We start from the raw sequence: 18,168 nt of genomic DNA, 5'->3' as shown, positions 1-18,168 counted from the left end.
AAAATCCTAAAAATACTGCTTTATGCACTATTTTTACGACTTCCACTCTCTCTGGTCGATTCAAGTGCACGAAAGCCGTGCGAACTCTGCTAAAATAGCGCTCATTTCGGATTCAGTCATAAAGGGTTTTTTATGTCCACGCTTACCACCCTGAAAGCGCTTCTTGCCCAAAGAATTTTAATTATCGATGGTGCTATGGGTACTATGATTCAACGCCATCAATTGGAAGAAGCCGATTATCGTGGTGAGCGTTTTGCAGATTGGGCACATGACCTCAAAGGCAACAATGATTTATTGGTACTGACCCAACCGCACATTATTCAGGGTATTCACGAAGCCTACTTAGATGCGGGTGCAGACATTATTGAAACCAACAGCTTTAACGGCACACGCGTTTCTATGTCTGACTATCACATGGAAGATTTGGTTCCAGAAATTAACCGCGAAGCAGCGCGTTTAGCCAAAGCTGCCTGTGAAAAATATTCAACACCAGACAAACCACGTTTTGTGGCAGGTGTACTTGGGCCAACATCGCGTACCTGTTCAATTTCACCAAATGTAAACGACCCTGCATTTCGTAACATTAGCTTTGATGCACTCAAAGAAAACTATATTGAAGCTGCGCATGCCTTAATTGAAGGTGGTGCAGATATCCTGCTCATTGAAACTGTATTTGACACCTTAAACTGTAAAGCTGCGATTTTTGCGGTCAAAGAAGTGTTTAAACAGCTCGGGCGTGAATTGCCGTTGATGATTTCAGGTACCATTACCGATGCTTCAGGACGTACCTTAACGGGTCAAACTGCAGAAGCTTTCTGGAACTCGGTACGTCATGGCGATTTACTTTCAATTGGTTTTAACTGTGCTTTGGGCGCAGATGCCATGCGTCCACACGTTAAAACCGTTTCAGACGTTGCCGATGTGTTTGTTTCTGCACACCCGAACGCGGGCTTACCCAACGCATTTGGTGGTTATGATGAAACGCCTGAAGAAACCGCAGCTTTCCTCAAAGAATTTGCTGAAAGCGGCTTGATCAATATTACAGGCGGTTGCTGTGGTACAACGCCTGATCATATCCGCGCGATTTACAATGCGGTAAAAGACATTCCACCGCGTAAAATTCCAGAGATTAAACCTGCATGCCGTTTAAGTGGTTTAGAACCATTTAACATTTATGATGACTCTTTATTTGTAAACGTGGGCGAACGTACCAACGTCACAGGTTCTAAAAAATTCCTGCGTTTAATTCGTGAAGAAAACTTTGCCGAAGCCTTAGATGTTGCTCGTCAACAGGTAGAAAGCGGTGCGCAAATCATCGACATCAACATGGATGAAGGCATGCTCGATTCAGAAGGCGCGATGGTGCACTTCCTGAACTTGGTGGCATCTGAGCCTGATATTTCTCGCGTACCTATCATGATTGACTCCTCTAAATGGGAAATCATTGAAGCAGGCTTGAAATGCGTACAAGGTAAAGCCATTGTCAACTCTATTTCCTTAAAAGAAGGTTATGACGAGTTTGTCGAAAAAGCCCGCCTCTGCCGCCAATACGGCGCAGCTGTCATTGTTATGGCCTTTGACGAAGTCGGACAAGCCGATACTGTGGCACGTAAGCGCGAAATTTGTAAACGCTCTTATGACGTTTTGGTCAATGATGTTGGCTTCCCTGCCGAAGACATTATTTTTGACCCGAACGTGTTTGCAGTTGCGACAGGTATTGAAGAACACAACAACTACGCAGTCGATTTTATTGAAGCCACAGGCTGGATTAAACAAAACCTGCCGCATGCCATTATTTCAGGCGGTGTATCGAACGTATCTTTCTCATTCCGTGGTAACGAACCTGTACGTGAAGCCATTCACGCGGTATTCCTATATCACGCTATTCAGCAAGGCATGACCATGGGGATTGTCAACGCAGGTCAGTTGGCAATTTACGATGACATCCCGAAAGAACTGAAAGAAGCAGTTGAAGCCGTTATTCTGAACCAGAACCAAGGTGAAAGCGGTCAGGATGCCACAGAAAAACTGCTAGAAGTGGCAGAAAAATATCGTGGTCAATCAGGCGCACAAAAAGCCGAAGAAAACTTAGAATGGCGTAGTGAATCTGTCGAAAAACGTCTTGAGTACGCTTTAGTTAAAGGCATCACCACCTTTATTAATGAAGACACCGAAGAAGCGCGCCTGAAAGCCAAACGTCCATTAGATGTGATTGAAGGCCCGTTGATGGATGGCATGAACGTGGTCGGTGACTTGTTTGGTGCAGGTAAAATGTTCCTGCCACAAGTGGTGAAATCTGCCCGTGTGATGAAACAAGCCGTTGCATGGCTCAACCCGTACATCGAAGCTGAAAAAACCGAAGGTCAGTCTAAAGGTAAAGTCTTGATGGCAACGGTAAAAGGTGACGTTCACGACATTGGTAAAAATATTGTGGGCGTAGTCTTGGGCTGTAATGGATACGATATTGTCGATCTCGGTGTGATGGTACCTGCAGAAAAAATCCTGCAAACTGCCATTGACGAAAAAGTCGATATCATTGGCTTGTCTGGTCTGATTACCCCATCTTTAGATGAAATGGTTTTTGTTGCCAAAGAAATGCAGCGTAAAGGCTTTAACATTCCATTGTTGATTGGTGGCGCAACCACATCTAAAGCACATACTGCAGTTAAAATTGATCCACAGTTCTCAAACGATGCTGTCATTTACGTTGCCGATGCTTCGCGTGCCGTTGGTGTTGCGACAACCTTACTCTCTCCTGAAATGAAACCTGCTTTTGTTGCAGAGCACCGTGCGGAATACGCTAAAATTCGTGAACGTATTGCCAATAAGCAACCAAAAGCTGCGAAATTGTCGTATGCAGAAGCCATCGACAATGGTTTGAAAATTGATTGGGACAACTATACGCCTGCAGTACCAAACTTAATTGGAACTCAAGTGCTGACTAATTATCCGCTTGAAACCTTGTTGCCATACTTTGATTGGACACCATTCTTTATTTCTTGGAGTTTGGCGGGCAAATTCCCGAAAATTTTGGAAGATGACGTGGTGGGCGAAGCTGCAACCGACTTATATAACCAAGCGCAAGCCATGCTCAAAGATATTATTGCAAATAATCGCTTTGATGCACGTGCAGTCTTTGGGATTTACCCTGCCAACCGTTCTGCGGCAGATTCAGTACAAGTATATGATGCAGCACGTAATCAAGTAACGCACACCTTCCATCATATTCGCCAACAGTCTGACAAAGTCACAGGCAAACCAAACTTGTCTTTGGCAGACTTTGTTGCAACTGCAGAGCAAGGGCAAGATTACTTGGGCGGCTTTACCGTGTCGATTTTTGGTGCGGAGGAAATGGCCAATGAGTTTAAAGCCAAAGGGGATGATTATTCTGCCATTTTGGTGCAGTCTTTGGGTGACCGTTTTGCAGAAGCATTTGCAGAGCATTTGCATGAGCGTATTCGTAAAGAATTCTGGGGCTATCAGCCGAATGAGCAGCTAAGCAATGAAGAGCTGATTAAAGAGAAATATGTAGGGATTCGTCCTGCACCGGGCTATCCTGCGTGCCCTGAGCACTCTGAAAAAGCCACACTGTTTAACTGGTTAGGTTCGACTGAAAAGATTGGCACACAGCTTACGAGCAGCTTTGCAATGTGGCCGCCTTCATCTGTGAGCGGCTTCTACTATGCCAACCCTGCTTCTGAGTACTTTAACGCGGGTAAAATCTCGTTAGATCAGCTTGAAGATTATGCACAGCGTAAAGGCTGGAGTTTAGATGAAGCGAAGCGTTGGTTAGCTCCAAACTTGGATGATTCGATTAATTAATTGCTTTATGCCGCTTGGGTAGTTCATCGGCCCATGCGCTCTACATAATGTCATTTCAAAAACCAGTGAATTGTATAATTCACTGGTTTTTTGTTAAAAGGAAGTTTTAGCTAAATTGCATTAATATCATGTACAAAAATCTGTTTCAAAGGAATGGGAAGCGATTGCTGTACCGCATCAACAACAATTAGTTGACGATACTAGGAATTAAAAATCAATCAAACATAGAATAGATTAATAAACGGTTAGTCTTTTCTAATTTTACCATGAATAATTGAACGGATAATTAATCTTAAAATCATCCACCATGCATAAATACTAGCTATGGACGTTGATTCATCATCATTTAATAAACCATGTGCTACATTATTTCTTAAATTATAACCCAAAGCTTCTGTGAAAATACTTTTGATTTCAAATGTTAAATCTTTTCCAAAAATCTGCTCAGCTTCAGGAAGTTCCATTAATGTACTTAACCCATTTTCATTTTCTATACCATCAATAGAAAGATTAGTTGTAATTGCACCCGCTTGCTTTAATAACGATCTAACCATATGTTCAACTTGTGGACAAAGAAGATGTATCGCAAGACCAAACTCATTTTCAAAACCTAACCATAAGGCATTCCCCATTAAAATTTCTCTGCCATCATGAACAATAGGTGACTGCTTACAAATAGCAATCATTAGATCTTTAGAGAATCTATGTTCCAATTGAAGCTGTTTTAATGATGGAAGAATTTGAGCCTGAACTGCAAATTCAATATGGATAGAAAATTGGCTTTGAGCTTGACGAAGTAAAGCAGCTTGATTTGCAGGATCATCTTCTCCGGCTGTTAAATTTCTACCTGGCGTGATTGCTATCACACGCCCATCACCACTGAGATGACGTCCCCCAAATAAACTCCCAAAGATACTAGTCTTTAGAATATCGCTAGCACTATCTAATAATTGTTCATATTTAATTGGATGACTCACACCTGTAAAAAATAATAAGGCTTCTTGAGGAGTAGCTTTTGCTGTCACATGCTTAATAGAAGATTCTATTAAATCAGAAACATCTACACTAGGTGATGTAAAAGAAACCATTTCATCTAAAGAAGCTTGCCCTGAAGAAGTTATTTTCTGACGAATCTCAAATATCTTATTTTCAATATCATATGTACTTCGATCTTTAACAGGAATTCGGCGATACGCTTGAACAGCATTTTCATAAAATCCATTTGCCACCAAATTACTATCTAAACTTCTCTTTTCAGCTTCTGAAACATAACATTCAGCAATTGCCACTAAGGACTGTAAGTGTTTTTCAACTTCACCACATTGCTTATTTATTTTTGAAGATAGTTCGAAATATGAGATTGCAGAAAGAAAGTCACCATTATTCTTTAAGTCATTTGCTTTGTCATATAAGGTTTGTGCTATTTGAGACCTTAAATCATCGTCAATCTTCAATGTGTCTAGTAAATCAGCAATCCATAGCTGCATAAATTTACTATCCGAATACTCTTTAAGAAAAGCTGCAAAAAGCATACTTTTTATTTGCTCTAAACGTTCCCAATCCTTAATTTGTATAGCTAAACGTGCTCCTCGTTCTAAACATTTGTTTATATCTTTATGCCAAGACTGGTCATCAATTTCATTTTCAATATAAGCATCAATAGCTAATCTAGCATGGTTAATATCTTTAGGCTTTCGCATTAACCACAAAATATCAGCAAGTCGCGCCTTTAAAAATGGCTCATTTATGTCATCTAGAATCTGTTCAAAAAAGGACAATTCTTCTGCCGTTAAGTCTTCAGGAATTGAAGATCTTCTACCCATCTGAAAATCTTCCAATATAGGCTTAAACGGTTCATTTAAGCTACTTGGTATAAGTCTCATCGAAGCAGCTCTGGATAATAACTCGAGAACTTTATGTTGCTCAGTTCTTCTAGCATCTAACATACTTTTTGCTGATGCTTGTAGACTTTGCATAATAGTGGAATAACCATAGTGATCATTTTCAGGAATATCCAATTCCCAATTACATTCCAAAAATTTCTCACGTGCATGATCTAATAAGTTTTCCATCAGACTCTCAATTTTTATAAATTTAAAAAAATAAAACTTATTAAATATACAAAAATTTTAATACTTTAATTTTTTATTTTGCTTACTACAGGCTTACGTTGCATAACCCTAGAAACAACAAAGCCCTGAGATTCTCAGGGCTAAGTCGTTGATATTTGGCGGAAGCGGTGAGATTCGAACTCACGGAGGACTCACACCCTCGTCGGTTTTCAAGACCGGTGCATTAAACCGCTCTGCCACGCTTCCAATGGCGGCTATCATATAAAGAAAAATTCAGCTTGGCAAATATTTTCTAAAAATTATGATCCAAATGTTCAAAATAAAATCAAAAATCAGTCATTTTCTGCAATTTCAGGCTTTTCATAGCGTATCGAATTAATAAACCAGCTCTTTTTGCCTAACGGCGTCTGCACTTCCACCTCATCATCTACCTGTTTAGACAACAAAGCTCTAGCCATAGGTGAATCAATCGAAATATGTTGTGGATGATGATCATAAATTTCATCCACGCCCACAATTCTCAAGGTCTTTTGCTCGCCTTGTTCATTTTCAATTTCGACCCATGCGCCAAAATATACTTTACCCTCTTGTTCTGGTGCAAAATCGACAATACGCAGCTCTTCTAAACGCTTGCCCAAATAACGTACCCGACGGTCAATTTTACGCAAAAGCTGTTTGTTATATTGGTAATCTGCGTTTTCAGAGCGATCGCCGAGACTTGCCGCCCAGTTTACTTTTTTGGTGATTTCAGGGCGTTCTTCATGCCACAAATGCTGTAACTCTGCCACGAGTTTATCGTGTCCAGAACGTGTAATTAAGTTAGATTTCATGGTGTTTTTGCAGCCGGTTTTTTACATTTGGTTAACATCAATCCTATATTTTATTGCATTTTTATACACAATAAAAATTTATAAAATTTATTTCTCAATGAAATGAATATCTTATGTTACATTTTTCAAAAAATTTATGTACAAAATTTGACATCCAAAATTTTCATCTTTATTATTCGCACATCTTTTAGTTTTGATCACTTTTTAACCTGTGTATAAATTTTACACATTTTCCCTTTAATCCCAAGTCATTTTGAATGACGTCATGACTGCCCAACCCTTATTGAATTTATCAAACTTGAAAAAGTTTAAGGTGTGTTGCCTTTGCTTTTTAGGGCATAAATTACTTGTAGCGGAGCCAACATGCACAGTAGTTCAACGTCTGGGTCTAGGCTTAGCCTTCACTCATTTTTTAATCGCCTCCCATTCAAAGTCCTCGCTTTCAGTACTGTTCTTATCCCATTCCACAGTATTAACGCAGGCAAAGCCGTTCATCAATTTGACAGCGTCGTCAATCAGAACAAATTGACCGTTGTGTCTGTGGAAAATCCAACCACAGTGTTTAAAGATGGACAACATTTACATGGCTTTGGTTATGACCTTGTGCGTAACTATGCCGACAGCATGAATGTGAAACTCGAATTTAAAACGGTAAGCGACAATGCGACCGCTTTAAAATGGGTGTCTTCTGGTAAAGCGAACTTTGCCATGACCACGTCGAGTATCCAAAGCATCGAAAAGCAGCAACTCACGGCATTTTCTGCCAGTTGTGGCGATTTAAATACTTTAAAGCGTAATGGTTTAAATAGTGAGCTGAACTGGGTGTTTAAACACGCAGATGATCCTCTTAGCCAAACCGCAAGCAACTTTGTTTGTCGTGGCAAGCAAAACGGCTCAATTACCCAATTGGCTTCATTTTATAATCGTAATGTGGTCAAACAAGAATCGTGGGATGTGATCCAGCGGGATTTGCGTAATCGTTTACCTTTATATAAGGCCAACTTTAAAAAGACTGCTACACAGTACGATTTAGACTGGCATCTTTTGGCGGCAATTGGTTATCAGGAATCTTACCTCAAACCCAACTCGGTTTCGCCAACAGGTGTGCGCGGTATTATGATGCTGACCAATAATACAGCCAAAGCAATGGGCGTAAGCAACCGTACCGATCCTGCACAAAGTATTCAGGGTGGTGCTAAGTATTATGACCAAATGCTGAGCCGTTATGAGCATATTCCATTTCCTGATCGTAACTGGTATGCCCTAGTCGCTTATAACATGGGTCCTGGTGCAGTCAGTCAAATTCAGAAGCGTATTCGCTCACAAGGCAAAAACCCGAACAATTGGGTTAACCTATATGCGTATTTAGACCGTAACAAAGCGAGCAACGGTCGTTATCGTCAAGCAGTGCAATATGTGACTCGTATTCGCGCCTACCTTGAGCATATTAAGACCACACCGCAATTGGTGAATATCTAAAATTTACCTCGCGTGATTGAGTTGCAGTGTATATCAGCTGCAATTCAAACATGAATAATGCGCTGTTAAAGCTGCAGTGTATAAAAAAGCCTAGTTGATACTTCAGCTAGGCTTTTTTGTACTATAGCGGGAAATTCGCCTGCTACAGCGTAAATCGCTTGAATTAAGCAGATTGCTCAAGAATCTTCTTAAATAAGTCTTTTTGTTCTTGGCTTGGTTTTGCAGTTTGTAATGCCATTAATTGTGACATATCGCCCTGTACTTTGATTTTACCTGTCATAAAGGCTTGCATAGCAGCCGCCATGTCAAACTCTAGGAATACTTTACGTAAAGTTTCCGCATCCATATTTAATGTTGTTTTTGCGTTGTCCGCCAAACCTTTTTGGATTTTACCGCCATCTAAAGACAATTCTGTGTTGCCTGCAGCATCAGTCACCACTAAGTTAATTGCCAGATTTGCAAGTGCTGGAGGTAGGTTTAAATCACCAGCTTGAGCCGTTAAATTTTCTACAGTTGCAAACCAATCATCAGTTAAAAAAGCAGGCATGATTTTTCCTCAATATATTTGTGCATGTGTGTTGTCTATCCAGACACCATCATTATTAAGCTGTTTTGCTTGCTGATTGTTATAGCATGAACCTTTCGTGAAAGGCTAAGAAATTTTGTACGGGACGTTCAGTTTTTGTATTTTTAGTCGAAATGACGACTTTCTCAAATAAATCAAATTCATAAAAAAACACCAAGCTCTGGCTTGGTGTTGATTACATTTTAAAGGGATTGACAGGCTGTTATCGCTTAGTCTGCAGCGTAGCCTAAATTGACCATATTGATGCGTTTGTTTTGCTCTGCTGCGTTTTGTTCGGCCTGATCGGCAAAATCAAATACGCGCTGGCTGTCTAACGCTTCAAAGTCGAATAATTCACGGTCTGCCAACTGCGATGGCGATACATTCTGTAATGCGCCAAAAATACTGTGCAAACGCTTAGGATGTGCTTTATCCCACTCACGTAACATGTCGTTAATAATGGCACGCTGTAAGTTTTCCTGTGAACCACACAAGTTACACGGAATAATTGGGAATTTACGCATTTCTGCATATTTAATGATGTCTTTTTCTTCCACATAAGCCAGTGGACGAATCAGCATATTTTTCTTGTCTGATGACAACAACTTCGGTGGCATGGCTTTTAAGCTACCGCCATGGAACAAGTTTAAGAAAAAAGTCGCCAAAATATCATCACGGTGATGCCCAAGCGCCACTTTGGTTGCCCCTATTTCCTGCGCAAAGCCATACAAAGAACCACGACGCAAACGCGAACACACTGCACAGTAAGTTTTACCTTCAGGCGTTAAACGCTTGGTGATGCTATAGGTGTCTTTTTCTAATATGTAATATGGGATGTTATTTTCTTCTAAATAACGCGGCAATACATCTTCAGGGAAGCCTGGTTGCTTTTGGTCTAAGTTCACAGCCACCACATCAAAATTGATGGGTGCGATGCGCTTGAACTGCAACATAATGTCCAACAAGGTATAACTGTCTTTACCACCAGAAATACACACCATGACTTTATCGCCATCTTCAATCATGTTGAAGTCACGAATCGCATGCCCGACTTGACGACGCAGCTTTTTCAACAAACGATAATACGCAGAGCTGGTTGGAAGTTCTGGTTTGAAATTAAAGCCTTGATCGGACTCAACTGGTGAGAACATAGACGCGATTAACCCATGAAAAAAATTACCGCGCAATTTTAGCCGATTCAGACCAATCCCGCATCAAAAGAATGTAATTTCATCGCAATCTTCCTTTTCGTCAAAGAACTTAATTTCTGACTGCGCGTTCATTTCTGTTTACACACTTTATTTCTATCTGCGCAGATCGTTTTTTTCTGTAGCAAGTTTGAACCCTCAGGTTCACTTTTTCGCCAAGATGCTTATCTTTTGGACTTTTCCACAGTTTTCCACAAAAGCTGTGGATAACTTTGTGGATTTAAAACAACTTGACAACGCCTCTTGCCGTTATTCTAAGGCTTCTCTTTAAATTGATTACTTTTTGATCGATTTTATTTTAATTTAAAATCACACACTTAAGTGTGTCAAGCTGATCCAATTAAAAAAAAATAAATATTTTTTTTGATTACTCTGTCAGCAATTAAGCTTGATTTTTTTCGACACTACTGTAAATGAATTTGTACAAAGCCTTTTCATCTGTGAGATTTTTGTTAAACTCCTATTAACTGTTTGGGGACAGCTTTTAGTGTATTCACAGCATGAACAATAAAATTAATGCCTTTTTACTGTATATTTTGGGGACTGCCAGCATCATGCCTTTGGCAACGACAACGCACGCAGGTCAAATTTATATGTATAAGGACAGCAATGGCAGTACCTTGCTGACTAACCGCAAAAGTGCAGATCGTTCACTGACAAAAGTAAAAGTCACATATTATCCAGACAGCAATATTCACAGTTATCGCAACTGGGGCAATTCCGAAGCGTCGGTATTGCCAAGTTATAGCCGCAATAAAAACGCCTTTGACCACATTATTCAGCAAGCAGCACAACAACACGGTGTTTCAGAAGGTCTAATTAAAGCAGTGATGCATACCGAATCAGGTTTTAATGTCAACGCCCGCTCGCCTGTCGGTGCACAAGGTCTAATGCAGCTCATGCCTGCGACAGCACGACGTTTTAATGTCAGCAACGCTTATGACCCGCATGAAAACATTATGGCGGGTGCAAAATACTTGGCTTGGTTACTCAAACGCTTTAATGGCAACACCACTTTAGCTTTGGCGGGTTATAACGCGGGCGAAGGCAATGTTGCAAAATACGGCGGTGTACCACCTTTTCGTGAAACTCAGGACTATGTACGTCGTGTGACCAGTCGTTATAGCAACCTGTATGCCAACGGTGTTAGTGCAAGTGCTAATAACAATGCGATTACGGCAAATAACAATAGCAATACTCAGAGTCAAAATGCTCAAGTGATTGCGCAGTCAGAGAGTTACACTGCCAGTAGTCATCAAGTGGCGGCAAACAAACGCCCACAACGTCAAATTATTATGGCCGCCGATGGTCGCTTTACCCATGCACCTGCAGGTTCATACGCGACAGGGAATGCCACGGCTTCGGCACGTATTTTTATTTCAGAATAAAAGCTGCAGCACTTCATTTGAGCTTGCGGCAACGCAAGCCTTTTTGAAATGCCAATTGCAGTATCAGCGCAAAATATTTTTAGTACAGTTTTATTATTTTTTCTTGAATTTTTAATACATACACCGCATATTTACGGCATGGTTTATTAATAAATCAGATTACATTTTTAATATAAGAGGATTTACTCAATGATGCGGATTGGTTTGTTCTTGCTAACCAACCTCGCGGTACTGGTTGTAGCTGGCATAATTTTGTCACTCTTCGGTGTCGGTAGTTACCATGGCGCGGGTGGCTTAAACCTAGGCAACCTGTTGGTCATCTGTTTTGTCTTTGGTATGGTTGGCTCTTTAATTTCACTATTCATGTCTAAATGGATGGCGAAAAAAACAACTGGGACTGAATTAATTGACCCGAATGCACCTCGTAACCAAGCTGAAGCGTGGTTATTAAATGAAGTTGCGCAGTTGTCGCAACGTGCTGGTATCAAAATGCCAGAAGTGGGTATTTTCCCTTCTTACCAATCGAATGCTTTTGCAACAGGTTGGAATAAAAACGATGCTTTAGTGGCTGTATCTACAGGGCTGCTTGAGCGTATGAACAAAGATGAATTACGAGCAGTTTTGGCACACGAAATTGGTCACGTTGCCAATGGCGACATGGTGACCTTGGCACTCATTCAAGGTGTGGTCAACGCATTCGTCATGTTCTTTGCCCGTGTTGCAGGTGACTTCATTGACCGTAACGTATTTGGTCGTGAAGACGGCGAAGCACCTGGCTTGGCTTATTTTGCAATTACCATTGTACTGGATATCGTATTTGGTATTTTGGCCTCTTCAATCGTGATGTGGTTCTCGCGTCAACGTGAATACCGTGCCGATGAAGCAGGTGCACGTTTGGCAGGTAAGCAAGCCATGATTTCTGCATTATTACGTTTACAGGCAGAATCTGAAATGCCTGATGCAATGCCAAAAGAAATGAAAGCTTTTGCGATTTCTGCAGGTAAAGAAGAAGGTTTTAGCTTGGCAGCGTTATTCCAAACTCACCCAAGCATTGAACAACGTGTTGCAGCTTTACAGCAATTAAATTTACCTTAATACTGCTAGCAAGATATTGTAACAGCGACTCCAAAAAGCTTCCTCAGGGAAGCTTTTTTCATGTCTGTAAATTAGATCTGCCAGATGGTTTTGTACTTTAAACAGGTTCATTTAAACAGCAAAACTTTGTGACCAGTGCCACAACCAACTTGCACCGAGCCATGCTGCCCAAATAAAGAAAATAAGAAAAATCACACCAAGCAAATCAGGCAAATGTAGCCACAGCCATGCCACTACAGGATTACGCCAAAATGCTGACTGCTGCTGTTTACGTTCCAATCGCTCATGTAAAAAAGGATGTACCACATGATGCTCACTGTGAATCTGATATTCTTCACGGATATGCGTATGTACTACATCTAAAGCTTTACGGCTTGGACGAATAAATACATCAAATACTGTGCCGACAATTGGCACAAAACCAACTACTGCATCCATCACAGCAAGTTTAATCACGGGAGTGAGTTTGGTTTGTGGTACACCAATTTGTTTGGCTTTATAAATCGCATAACAGGTCAGTGCAAAACCTGCGACATCCCCCGCGACAGGTACAGTGCCTAATGCGGCATCTGCTCCCACGCCCTGCTTGGTAAATGGAATACGCACCACAGAATCCATCATATTGGCAAACTTGGCTAAATCGCGCTCTAAGCGAATCACCTCTTGCTGGCTAAGTTTTTTTGAAGATGCAGGTTCTGGCATAGAAAACGTATCGTTGGGTAAATGCAATCTACTTGAGAATAAAGCAGTTTTTTACTCAGGTCTGTTATGATTTTATAAACAGAATTTTGATCAATGCAAAAAGTTTAAGATGAGGTCTTGAATAAGTCATCATCACCGACAGTGTTTAAAGTAACAACTGTGAAGCAATAAATAAGTACACCACCACGCCCGTTGCATCACAAATCGAGGTTACCAAAGGCGCAGAGGCACTGGCAGGGTCTAGTTTCAGGCGATGCAAAATAAAAGGCAAACTCATGCCAATTAAACAGCCCATCAGCACAATGCCCAGCATACTCAGTGCCAATACCACAGACACCATCATATCGCCACGGTAATAGCCTAAAATTGAAACCGCAAAAGCCATAGTTCCACCCAAACATAGCGCCACCAAACTTTCACGTCCGAGTAAATGCAGCCAATCTTTAAATTGCACATCACCTGTAGCCAGTGCCCGTACCATTAAGGTCGCAGACTGAGAACCCGCATTACCACCACTACCGACCAAAAGCGGCAAGAAAAAAACCAGTACAATATGTGCTGCAATAGTGTCTTCATAATGCGCAATGCCAATTCCAGACAATAAACTGCCAAATACCAAAATCACCAACCAAAACACACGTTTGCGATATAAAAATAAAATTGGCGCAGTTTTTATACTCATGCCAGGTGAAGACGCTACCGCACTTGATTTTAAAAAGTCTTCTGTAGTTTCTGCCTGTACCACGTCCATCGCATCATCATAGGTGACAATCCCCAGTAAATGCTGTGCATCATCTACAATCGGTAAGGCCAAAAAATCATAATGGCTGAGTTTTTGCGCGATACTTTCCTGATCTTCTGTCACTAAACCAGTGACTAAATCTGTGCGCATCACATTTTTAATTTTCTGTTCAGGCGGGTTTTGAATTATTTCTCTTAAAGAAATCACCCCCAATAGTTTCATCAGTTCATCGACAATATAAATCAGGTACAAAGTTTCCCGATCTGTGGTCATTCTGCGTAATTCATCTATGGCTTGCTGCATGTTCAGTTCTGGTGAGAGCACCACGAAATCCGAACTCATAATCGCGCCCGCAGATTCTTCAGGATATCGCGCTAAAGTCTGAATCTGTGCGCGTTTTTCTTCCGTAATGTGTAAGCTGACAAAACGCTGTAAATGCGGAGAAAGTAACTTAAATAAGTCGGTGCGGTCATCTGAATGCATGGCTGAAATCAGTTTGACCAATTGCTGCGGTGCCATCGCCTCTGCAATTTGATGTTGCGAATGCAGTGGTAAAAACTCCATCACCAAGGCAGCACTGTCAATTTGTTCAATTAAACTCAGCTGTGCTTTCAGACTCAAGTGCTGCATTAAGTCGGCTAAATCGGCAGGGTTGATACCATCGATCAAGCTGCGCACTGTACTTGACTGATGTAATTGCAAGGCTTGTTCTAACTGTTCAGCGTGCAGATTGGTCATTAATCTCACCCACTCCATCATTCCAAAACGTAAAATGAAGAATGGGCAAAGTTTCTCAGCCCAAACCAACCCTTAAAAACCCGAAAATCTGTAGATTTATACAAGATTTTTAGCGTTTCATATCATAGCCTATAATTTTGCTAAGTGCCTAATAAAAAACATCTTTAGTTTATGGGTGATGAACGATTCACTTGAAATATAGAACGAACCAGCACATACATAAACGGAATAAAAACAAGCACTAAAATTGTGCCAAAAATAACTCCACCTAAAACACTCACCCCAATTTCCTGACGGCTTGCTGCACCTGCACCAAAGGCAAATACTAGCGGCAAAATACCTGCACCAAATGCCAATGAGGTCATTAAAATAGGTCTGAGCCGTAAGCTTGCACCTTCTAAAGCGGCTTGAATCACCTGTTTGCCTTGTTGCTGCGCAGCCGAAGCAAACTCCACAATTAAAATGGCATTTTTACATGACAAACCAATGGTGGTAAGCAAGGCAATTTGGAAATAAATGTCGTTCGGGAAACCTGCCAAATAGCTGAAAATAATATTTCCACCAATTCCTAAAGGAATGGCACTCATCACGGCTGTTGGAATACTCCAACTTTCATACAAGGCAGCAAGGCATAAGAAAATAAACCCGATGGAAACCAAATACAGTAACAAAGCCTGATTGCTGGACTGATTTTCTTCAAAAGACAACCCACTCCATGCCAAGTCAATGCCCTGCTGCTGTGCCACCATCTGTTCTAAATCACGCATCGCCTGCCCTGAGCTATATCCTTCGGCAGTATCGGCTTCCATTTGCACGGCGCTATACCCCATAAAACGATTGACGACTTCTGGCCCACCGCTCCAACTGAGTTGAGCAAACTGGCTAAAAGGTACCATTTGATTTTGCTGACTGCGTACCGACCATTGATTCAAATCTTCAGGTTTACCACGAAATTCGGCATCACCCTGCATAATCACACGTTTAATTCGACCACGGTCAATAAAGTCGTTGATATAACTACCGCCCCAAGCTGCCGCTAAGGTACTGTTAATAGCCGTTTGATTTAAACCTGCTGCCATCGCCTGTTTCTGATCAATCGTGACGTTTAACTCCGCTTTTTCAGGATTGGCACGTTGATCTAAATTTTTAAAGCTTTGATATTGAGCGGCTTGCTGCTGTAAATTTTGAAATTGCTGAATTAAAAAATCGCGTCCTGTACCATTCACATCGCGCATCCAGAACTCTAAGCCATCGGTTTGCCCCAAACCACGAACTGCTGCGGGCATGCCAATGGTAATTTGTGCATTGGGATGCTGTCGAAAATGCTGCATGGCACGTTCACGAATAGCTTGTGCGGTATGCTGTTGCCCTTGACGCTCATCCCAATGTTTTAGCGCAATAAAACCCTGCCCTAAATTCTGCCCTGTTCCCGAAAAATTACGTCCATAACGAATCATCACCAAATCAACATTGTGGGCTTCATGCTGCATAAAGTATTCACGTATGCTTTCGCCCACTTCACGACTTTTAGACAACGGCGCACCTTCCTGTAATTTAAATTGCACCGACAACATGCCCTGATCTTCATTCGGGATAAAACTGGTAGGTAAGGCACGGTAAAACAAGGCAAACACCGTCAATAAACCTGCAAAAATAACCAGACACACCGCTTTATGCTGAATCGTCCAGCCTGATAATTTGAGATAGTGTTGTTTTAAGCGTTCCAGTTTTTGATTAAACCAGATGGCCCATTGGGCTGGTTGTGGATTGGGTTTTAAAATCAAGGCACACAAGGCAGGCGTTAAAATTAAGGCCACACCTAAAGACAGCACCATCGCAGTGACTAAGGTGATGGAAAACTGGCGATAAATCACCCCAGTCGAACCACCAAAAAATGCCATAGGAATAAATACTGCGGTCAAAACTAAGGTAATGCCGACCAAAGCACCGCTAATTTCCTGCATAGATGCGATAGATGCCTGTTTAGCCGAGAGCTGCTGTTCGTGCATTAAACGCTCGACGTTTTCGACCACGACAATCGCATCATCCACCAACAAACCAATCGCTAAAACCAAAGCGAATAAGGTCAGCGTGTTAATACTTAGGCCAAAGAGTTGCAACACGGCCATAGTGCCTAAAATCACCACAGGCACGGTTACGGTAGGAATGAGCGTCGCGCGCCAGTTTTGTAAAAACAAGAACATCACGATGACAACTAAAATCACCGCTTCAATTAAAGTTTTCACCACTTCATTAATTGATTCCTGCACGAAAGGCGTGTTATCTCGTGGATAGACAATTTGGTAACCTTCGGGCAATTGTTGTTTTAAATGCTCAATTTGTTTTTGAATTAAGGCTGAAGTTTGTAACGCATTGGCACCAGAAGATAATGAAATCCCCATCCCTGCCGATGGAAAACCATTAATGGTATTAAAGCTTTGATAATTTTCTGCACCAAGTTCAATACGTGCCACATCTTTTAAATAAACAAAGCCACCTGCCTGATCTGCTTTTAAAATAATATTTTCAAATTCTTCTACCGTTTTTAAGCGTGAACCTGAGGTGACTTTGGCATTGAGATATTGTTCTTGTGCTGTGGGTAATTCACCAATTGCGCCTGCTGCGACTTGGGTATTTTGTGCCAATACTGCAGCACGTACATCACTTGGCATGAGTGCGTATTGTTTTAACTTTAACGGATTCAGCCAAATCCGCATTGCATATTGTGCACCAAAAACATCGACCTCACCCACACCTTCAATGCGTGCCAACTCTTGCTCTAAATGACTCATCATATAGTCAGACAAGGCAATATTGCTGCTTTTGGCTGTGGCATCGTACAGCCCAATGACCATGTGGGTATCACCCAATGATTTAAAGACATTTACCCCCTGACGCTGCACATCTTCAGGTAAGCGGTTAATTGCGCCATTAATCGCATTTTGTACCTGGACTTGTGCGGTATCGGGGTTGGTACCATTTTCAAAGCTAATGCTGATGCGACTTCGTCCTGAAGAATCACTGCTAGAACTGAAATACAGTAAGTGATCTAAGCCTTTAATTTGCTGTTCCAAAACCTGTGTGACGCTTTCTTCAACAGTTTCTGCCGAAGCTCCTGTATACGTTGCGCTGACGGTGATACGAGGTGGTGCAATGTCTGGGTAGCGTTCTACAGGTAAATTTAATACTGAAAAAATCCCGAGTGCCATCACCACAATGGCGAGCACACCTGCAAAAATAGGACGTTCAATAAAAAATTTAGACAACATAAAACTGGATCACTTATAGATGGCAATGTTGATATTTAAATATGAAATGAATCAAGTGGATGAAGATCATCAAAAAAACTTGAAACCGTTTTTCAAATTAACACAGCAAAATAGAACTTCGATGACTGCATATCAAAAAATCTAGTTTTGTCACAAAAATATTGATTGGTCTTCATTTTTTCTCACAGATTTTGTATTTGACCTCCCAATTTTGGGATAGCTCCTAGATTCATCTTATTTCTATACTTCTGACATAAC

At 41.2% G+C, this 18,168-nt stretch carries 11 protein-coding genes and 1 tRNA gene; 4 read left to right on the top strand and 8 right to left on the bottom strand.

The features are described 5' to 3' along the window. The first annotated feature begins 132 nt into the window (after nt 1-132). Nucleotides 133-3,822, top strand: coding sequence for a methionine synthase (gene metH / locus FTV28_RS01000; RefSeq protein ID WP_179989257.1), 3,690 nt, complete (start codon nt 133-135; stop codon nt 3,820-3,822). Between the two features lie 245 nt (nt 3,823-4,067). On the opposite strand, the gene FTV28_RS00995 is transcribed toward metH, so the two are convergent. From FTV28_RS00995 to greB, 3 genes are all read right to left on the bottom strand, one after another. Beyond that, nucleotides 4,068-5,894, bottom strand: coding sequence for a DUF4209 domain-containing protein (locus FTV28_RS00995; RefSeq protein ID WP_218944894.1), 1,827 nt, complete (start codon nt 5,892-5,894; stop codon nt 4,068-4,070). Between the two features lie 156 nt (nt 5,895-6,050). Then, a tRNA-Ser gene (locus tag FTV28_RS00990) sits at nt 6,051-6,140 on the bottom strand. 86 nt (nt 6,141-6,226) lie between these two features. Further along, the gene (greB, locus tag FTV28_RS00985) at nt 6,227-6,724 is read right to left on the bottom strand and encodes a transcription elongation factor GreB (protein ID WP_004972106.1); all 498 of its coding nucleotides are present in this window, start codon (nt 6,722-6,724) and stop codon (nt 6,227-6,229) included. Between the two features lie 363 nt (nt 6,725-7,087). Between greB and FTV28_RS00980 the strand changes: the two genes are divergently transcribed. After that, nucleotides 7,088-8,203 (top strand): transglycosylase SLT domain-containing protein, encoded by a 1,116-nt coding sequence (locus tag FTV28_RS00980; RefSeq protein ID WP_179989256.1) that lies wholly within the window; start codon nt 7,088-7,090, stop codon nt 8,201-8,203. 163 nt (nt 8,204-8,366) lie between these two features. Here FTV28_RS00980 and FTV28_RS00975 read toward each other — a convergent pair whose 3' ends face one another. Together FTV28_RS00975 and ttcA are read right to left on the bottom strand one after the other, a co-directional pair. Then, complete coding sequence (locus FTV28_RS00975) at nt 8,367-8,750, bottom strand: SCP2 sterol-binding domain-containing protein (RefSeq protein ID WP_004972111.1); 384 nt, start codon at nt 8,748-8,750, stop codon at nt 8,367-8,369. A gap of 248 nt (nt 8,751-8,998) precedes the next feature. After that, complete coding sequence (gene ttcA / locus FTV28_RS00970) at nt 8,999-9,919, bottom strand: tRNA 2-thiocytidine(32) synthetase TtcA (RefSeq protein ID WP_104853169.1); 921 nt, start codon at nt 9,917-9,919, stop codon at nt 8,999-9,001. 611 nt (nt 9,920-10,530) lie between these two features. Between ttcA and FTV28_RS00965 the strand changes: the two genes are divergently transcribed. After that, nucleotides 10,531-11,364, top strand: coding sequence for a lytic transglycosylase domain-containing protein (locus tag FTV28_RS00965; protein ID WP_257222786.1), 834 nt, complete (start codon nt 10,531-10,533; stop codon nt 11,362-11,364). 189 nt (nt 11,365-11,553) lie between these two features. Further along, the gene (gene htpX / locus FTV28_RS00960) at nt 11,554-12,459 is read left to right on the top strand and encodes a protease HtpX (protein WP_004972117.1); all 906 of its coding nucleotides are present in this window, start codon (nt 11,554-11,556) and stop codon (nt 12,457-12,459) included. 111 nt (nt 12,460-12,570) lie between these two features. Here htpX and FTV28_RS00955 read toward each other — a convergent pair whose 3' ends face one another. From FTV28_RS00955 to FTV28_RS00945, 3 genes are all read right to left on the bottom strand, one after another. Continuing rightward, a complete protein-coding gene (locus tag FTV28_RS00955; protein ID WP_004972119.1) occupies nt 12,571-13,161 on the bottom strand; it encodes a DUF4112 domain-containing protein in 591 nt (196 codons plus the stop codon). Between the two features lie 145 nt (nt 13,162-13,306). Further along, entirely contained in the window at nt 13,307-14,641 is a 1,335-nt protein-coding gene (gene mgtE / locus FTV28_RS00950) for a magnesium transporter (RefSeq protein ID WP_179988559.1), read from the bottom strand. Nucleotides 14,642-14,805: 164 nt separating this feature from the next. Then, a complete protein-coding gene (locus FTV28_RS00945; protein ID WP_154320956.1) occupies nt 14,806-17,910 on the bottom strand; it encodes a multidrug efflux RND transporter permease subunit in 3,105 nt (1,034 codons plus the stop codon). Nucleotides 17,911-18,168 lie beyond the last annotated feature (258 nt).

This window comes from Acinetobacter sp. YH12252, assembly GCF_013417365.1.
Lineage (GTDB): Bacteria > Pseudomonadota > Gammaproteobacteria > Pseudomonadales > Moraxellaceae > Acinetobacter > Acinetobacter towneri.
Note: the sequence above shows the minus strand (reverse complement) of the source record. Positions and strands in the feature narration are given on the sequence as shown.

What these genes read in the sequence shown, in the direction of transcription:
- FTV28_RS00980 (WP_179989256.1), top strand. Translation starts at nt 7,088, where the DNA reads ATGCACAGTAGTTCAACGTCTGGGTCTAGGCTTAGCCTTCACTCATTT.
- FTV28_RS00975 (WP_004972111.1), bottom strand. Translation starts at nt 8,750, where the DNA reads ATGCCTGCTTTTTTAACTGATGATTGGTTTGCAACTGTAGAAAATTTA.
- FTV28_RS00945 (WP_154320956.1), bottom strand. Translation starts at nt 17,910, where the DNA reads ATGTTGTCTAAATTTTTTATTGAACGTCCTATTTTTGCAGGTGTGCTC.
- FTV28_RS00995 (WP_218944894.1), bottom strand. Translation starts at nt 5,894, where the DNA reads ATGGAAAACTTATTAGATCATGCACGTGAGAAATTTTTGGAATGTAAT.
- ttcA (WP_104853169.1), bottom strand. Translation starts at nt 9,919, where the DNA reads ATGTTCTCACCAGTTGAGTCCGATCAAGGCTTTAATTTCAAACCAGAA.
- FTV28_RS00955 (WP_004972119.1), bottom strand. Translation starts at nt 13,161, where the DNA reads ATGCCAGAACCTGCATCTTCAAAAAAACTTAGCCAGCAAGAGGTGATT.
- metH (WP_179989257.1), top strand. Translation starts at nt 133, where the DNA reads ATGTCCACGCTTACCACCCTGAAAGCGCTTCTTGCCCAAAGAATTTTA.
- FTV28_RS00965 (WP_257222786.1), top strand. Translation starts at nt 10,531, where the DNA reads ATGCCTTTGGCAACGACAACGCACGCAGGTCAAATTTATATGTATAAG.
- htpX (WP_004972117.1), top strand. Translation starts at nt 11,554, where the DNA reads ATGATGCGGATTGGTTTGTTCTTGCTAACCAACCTCGCGGTACTGGTT.
- mgtE (WP_179988559.1), bottom strand. Translation starts at nt 14,641, where the DNA reads ATGACCAATCTGCACGCTGAACAGTTAGAACAAGCCTTGCAATTACAT.
- greB (WP_004972106.1), bottom strand. Translation starts at nt 6,724, where the DNA reads ATGAAATCTAACTTAATTACACGTTCTGGACACGATAAACTCGTGGCA.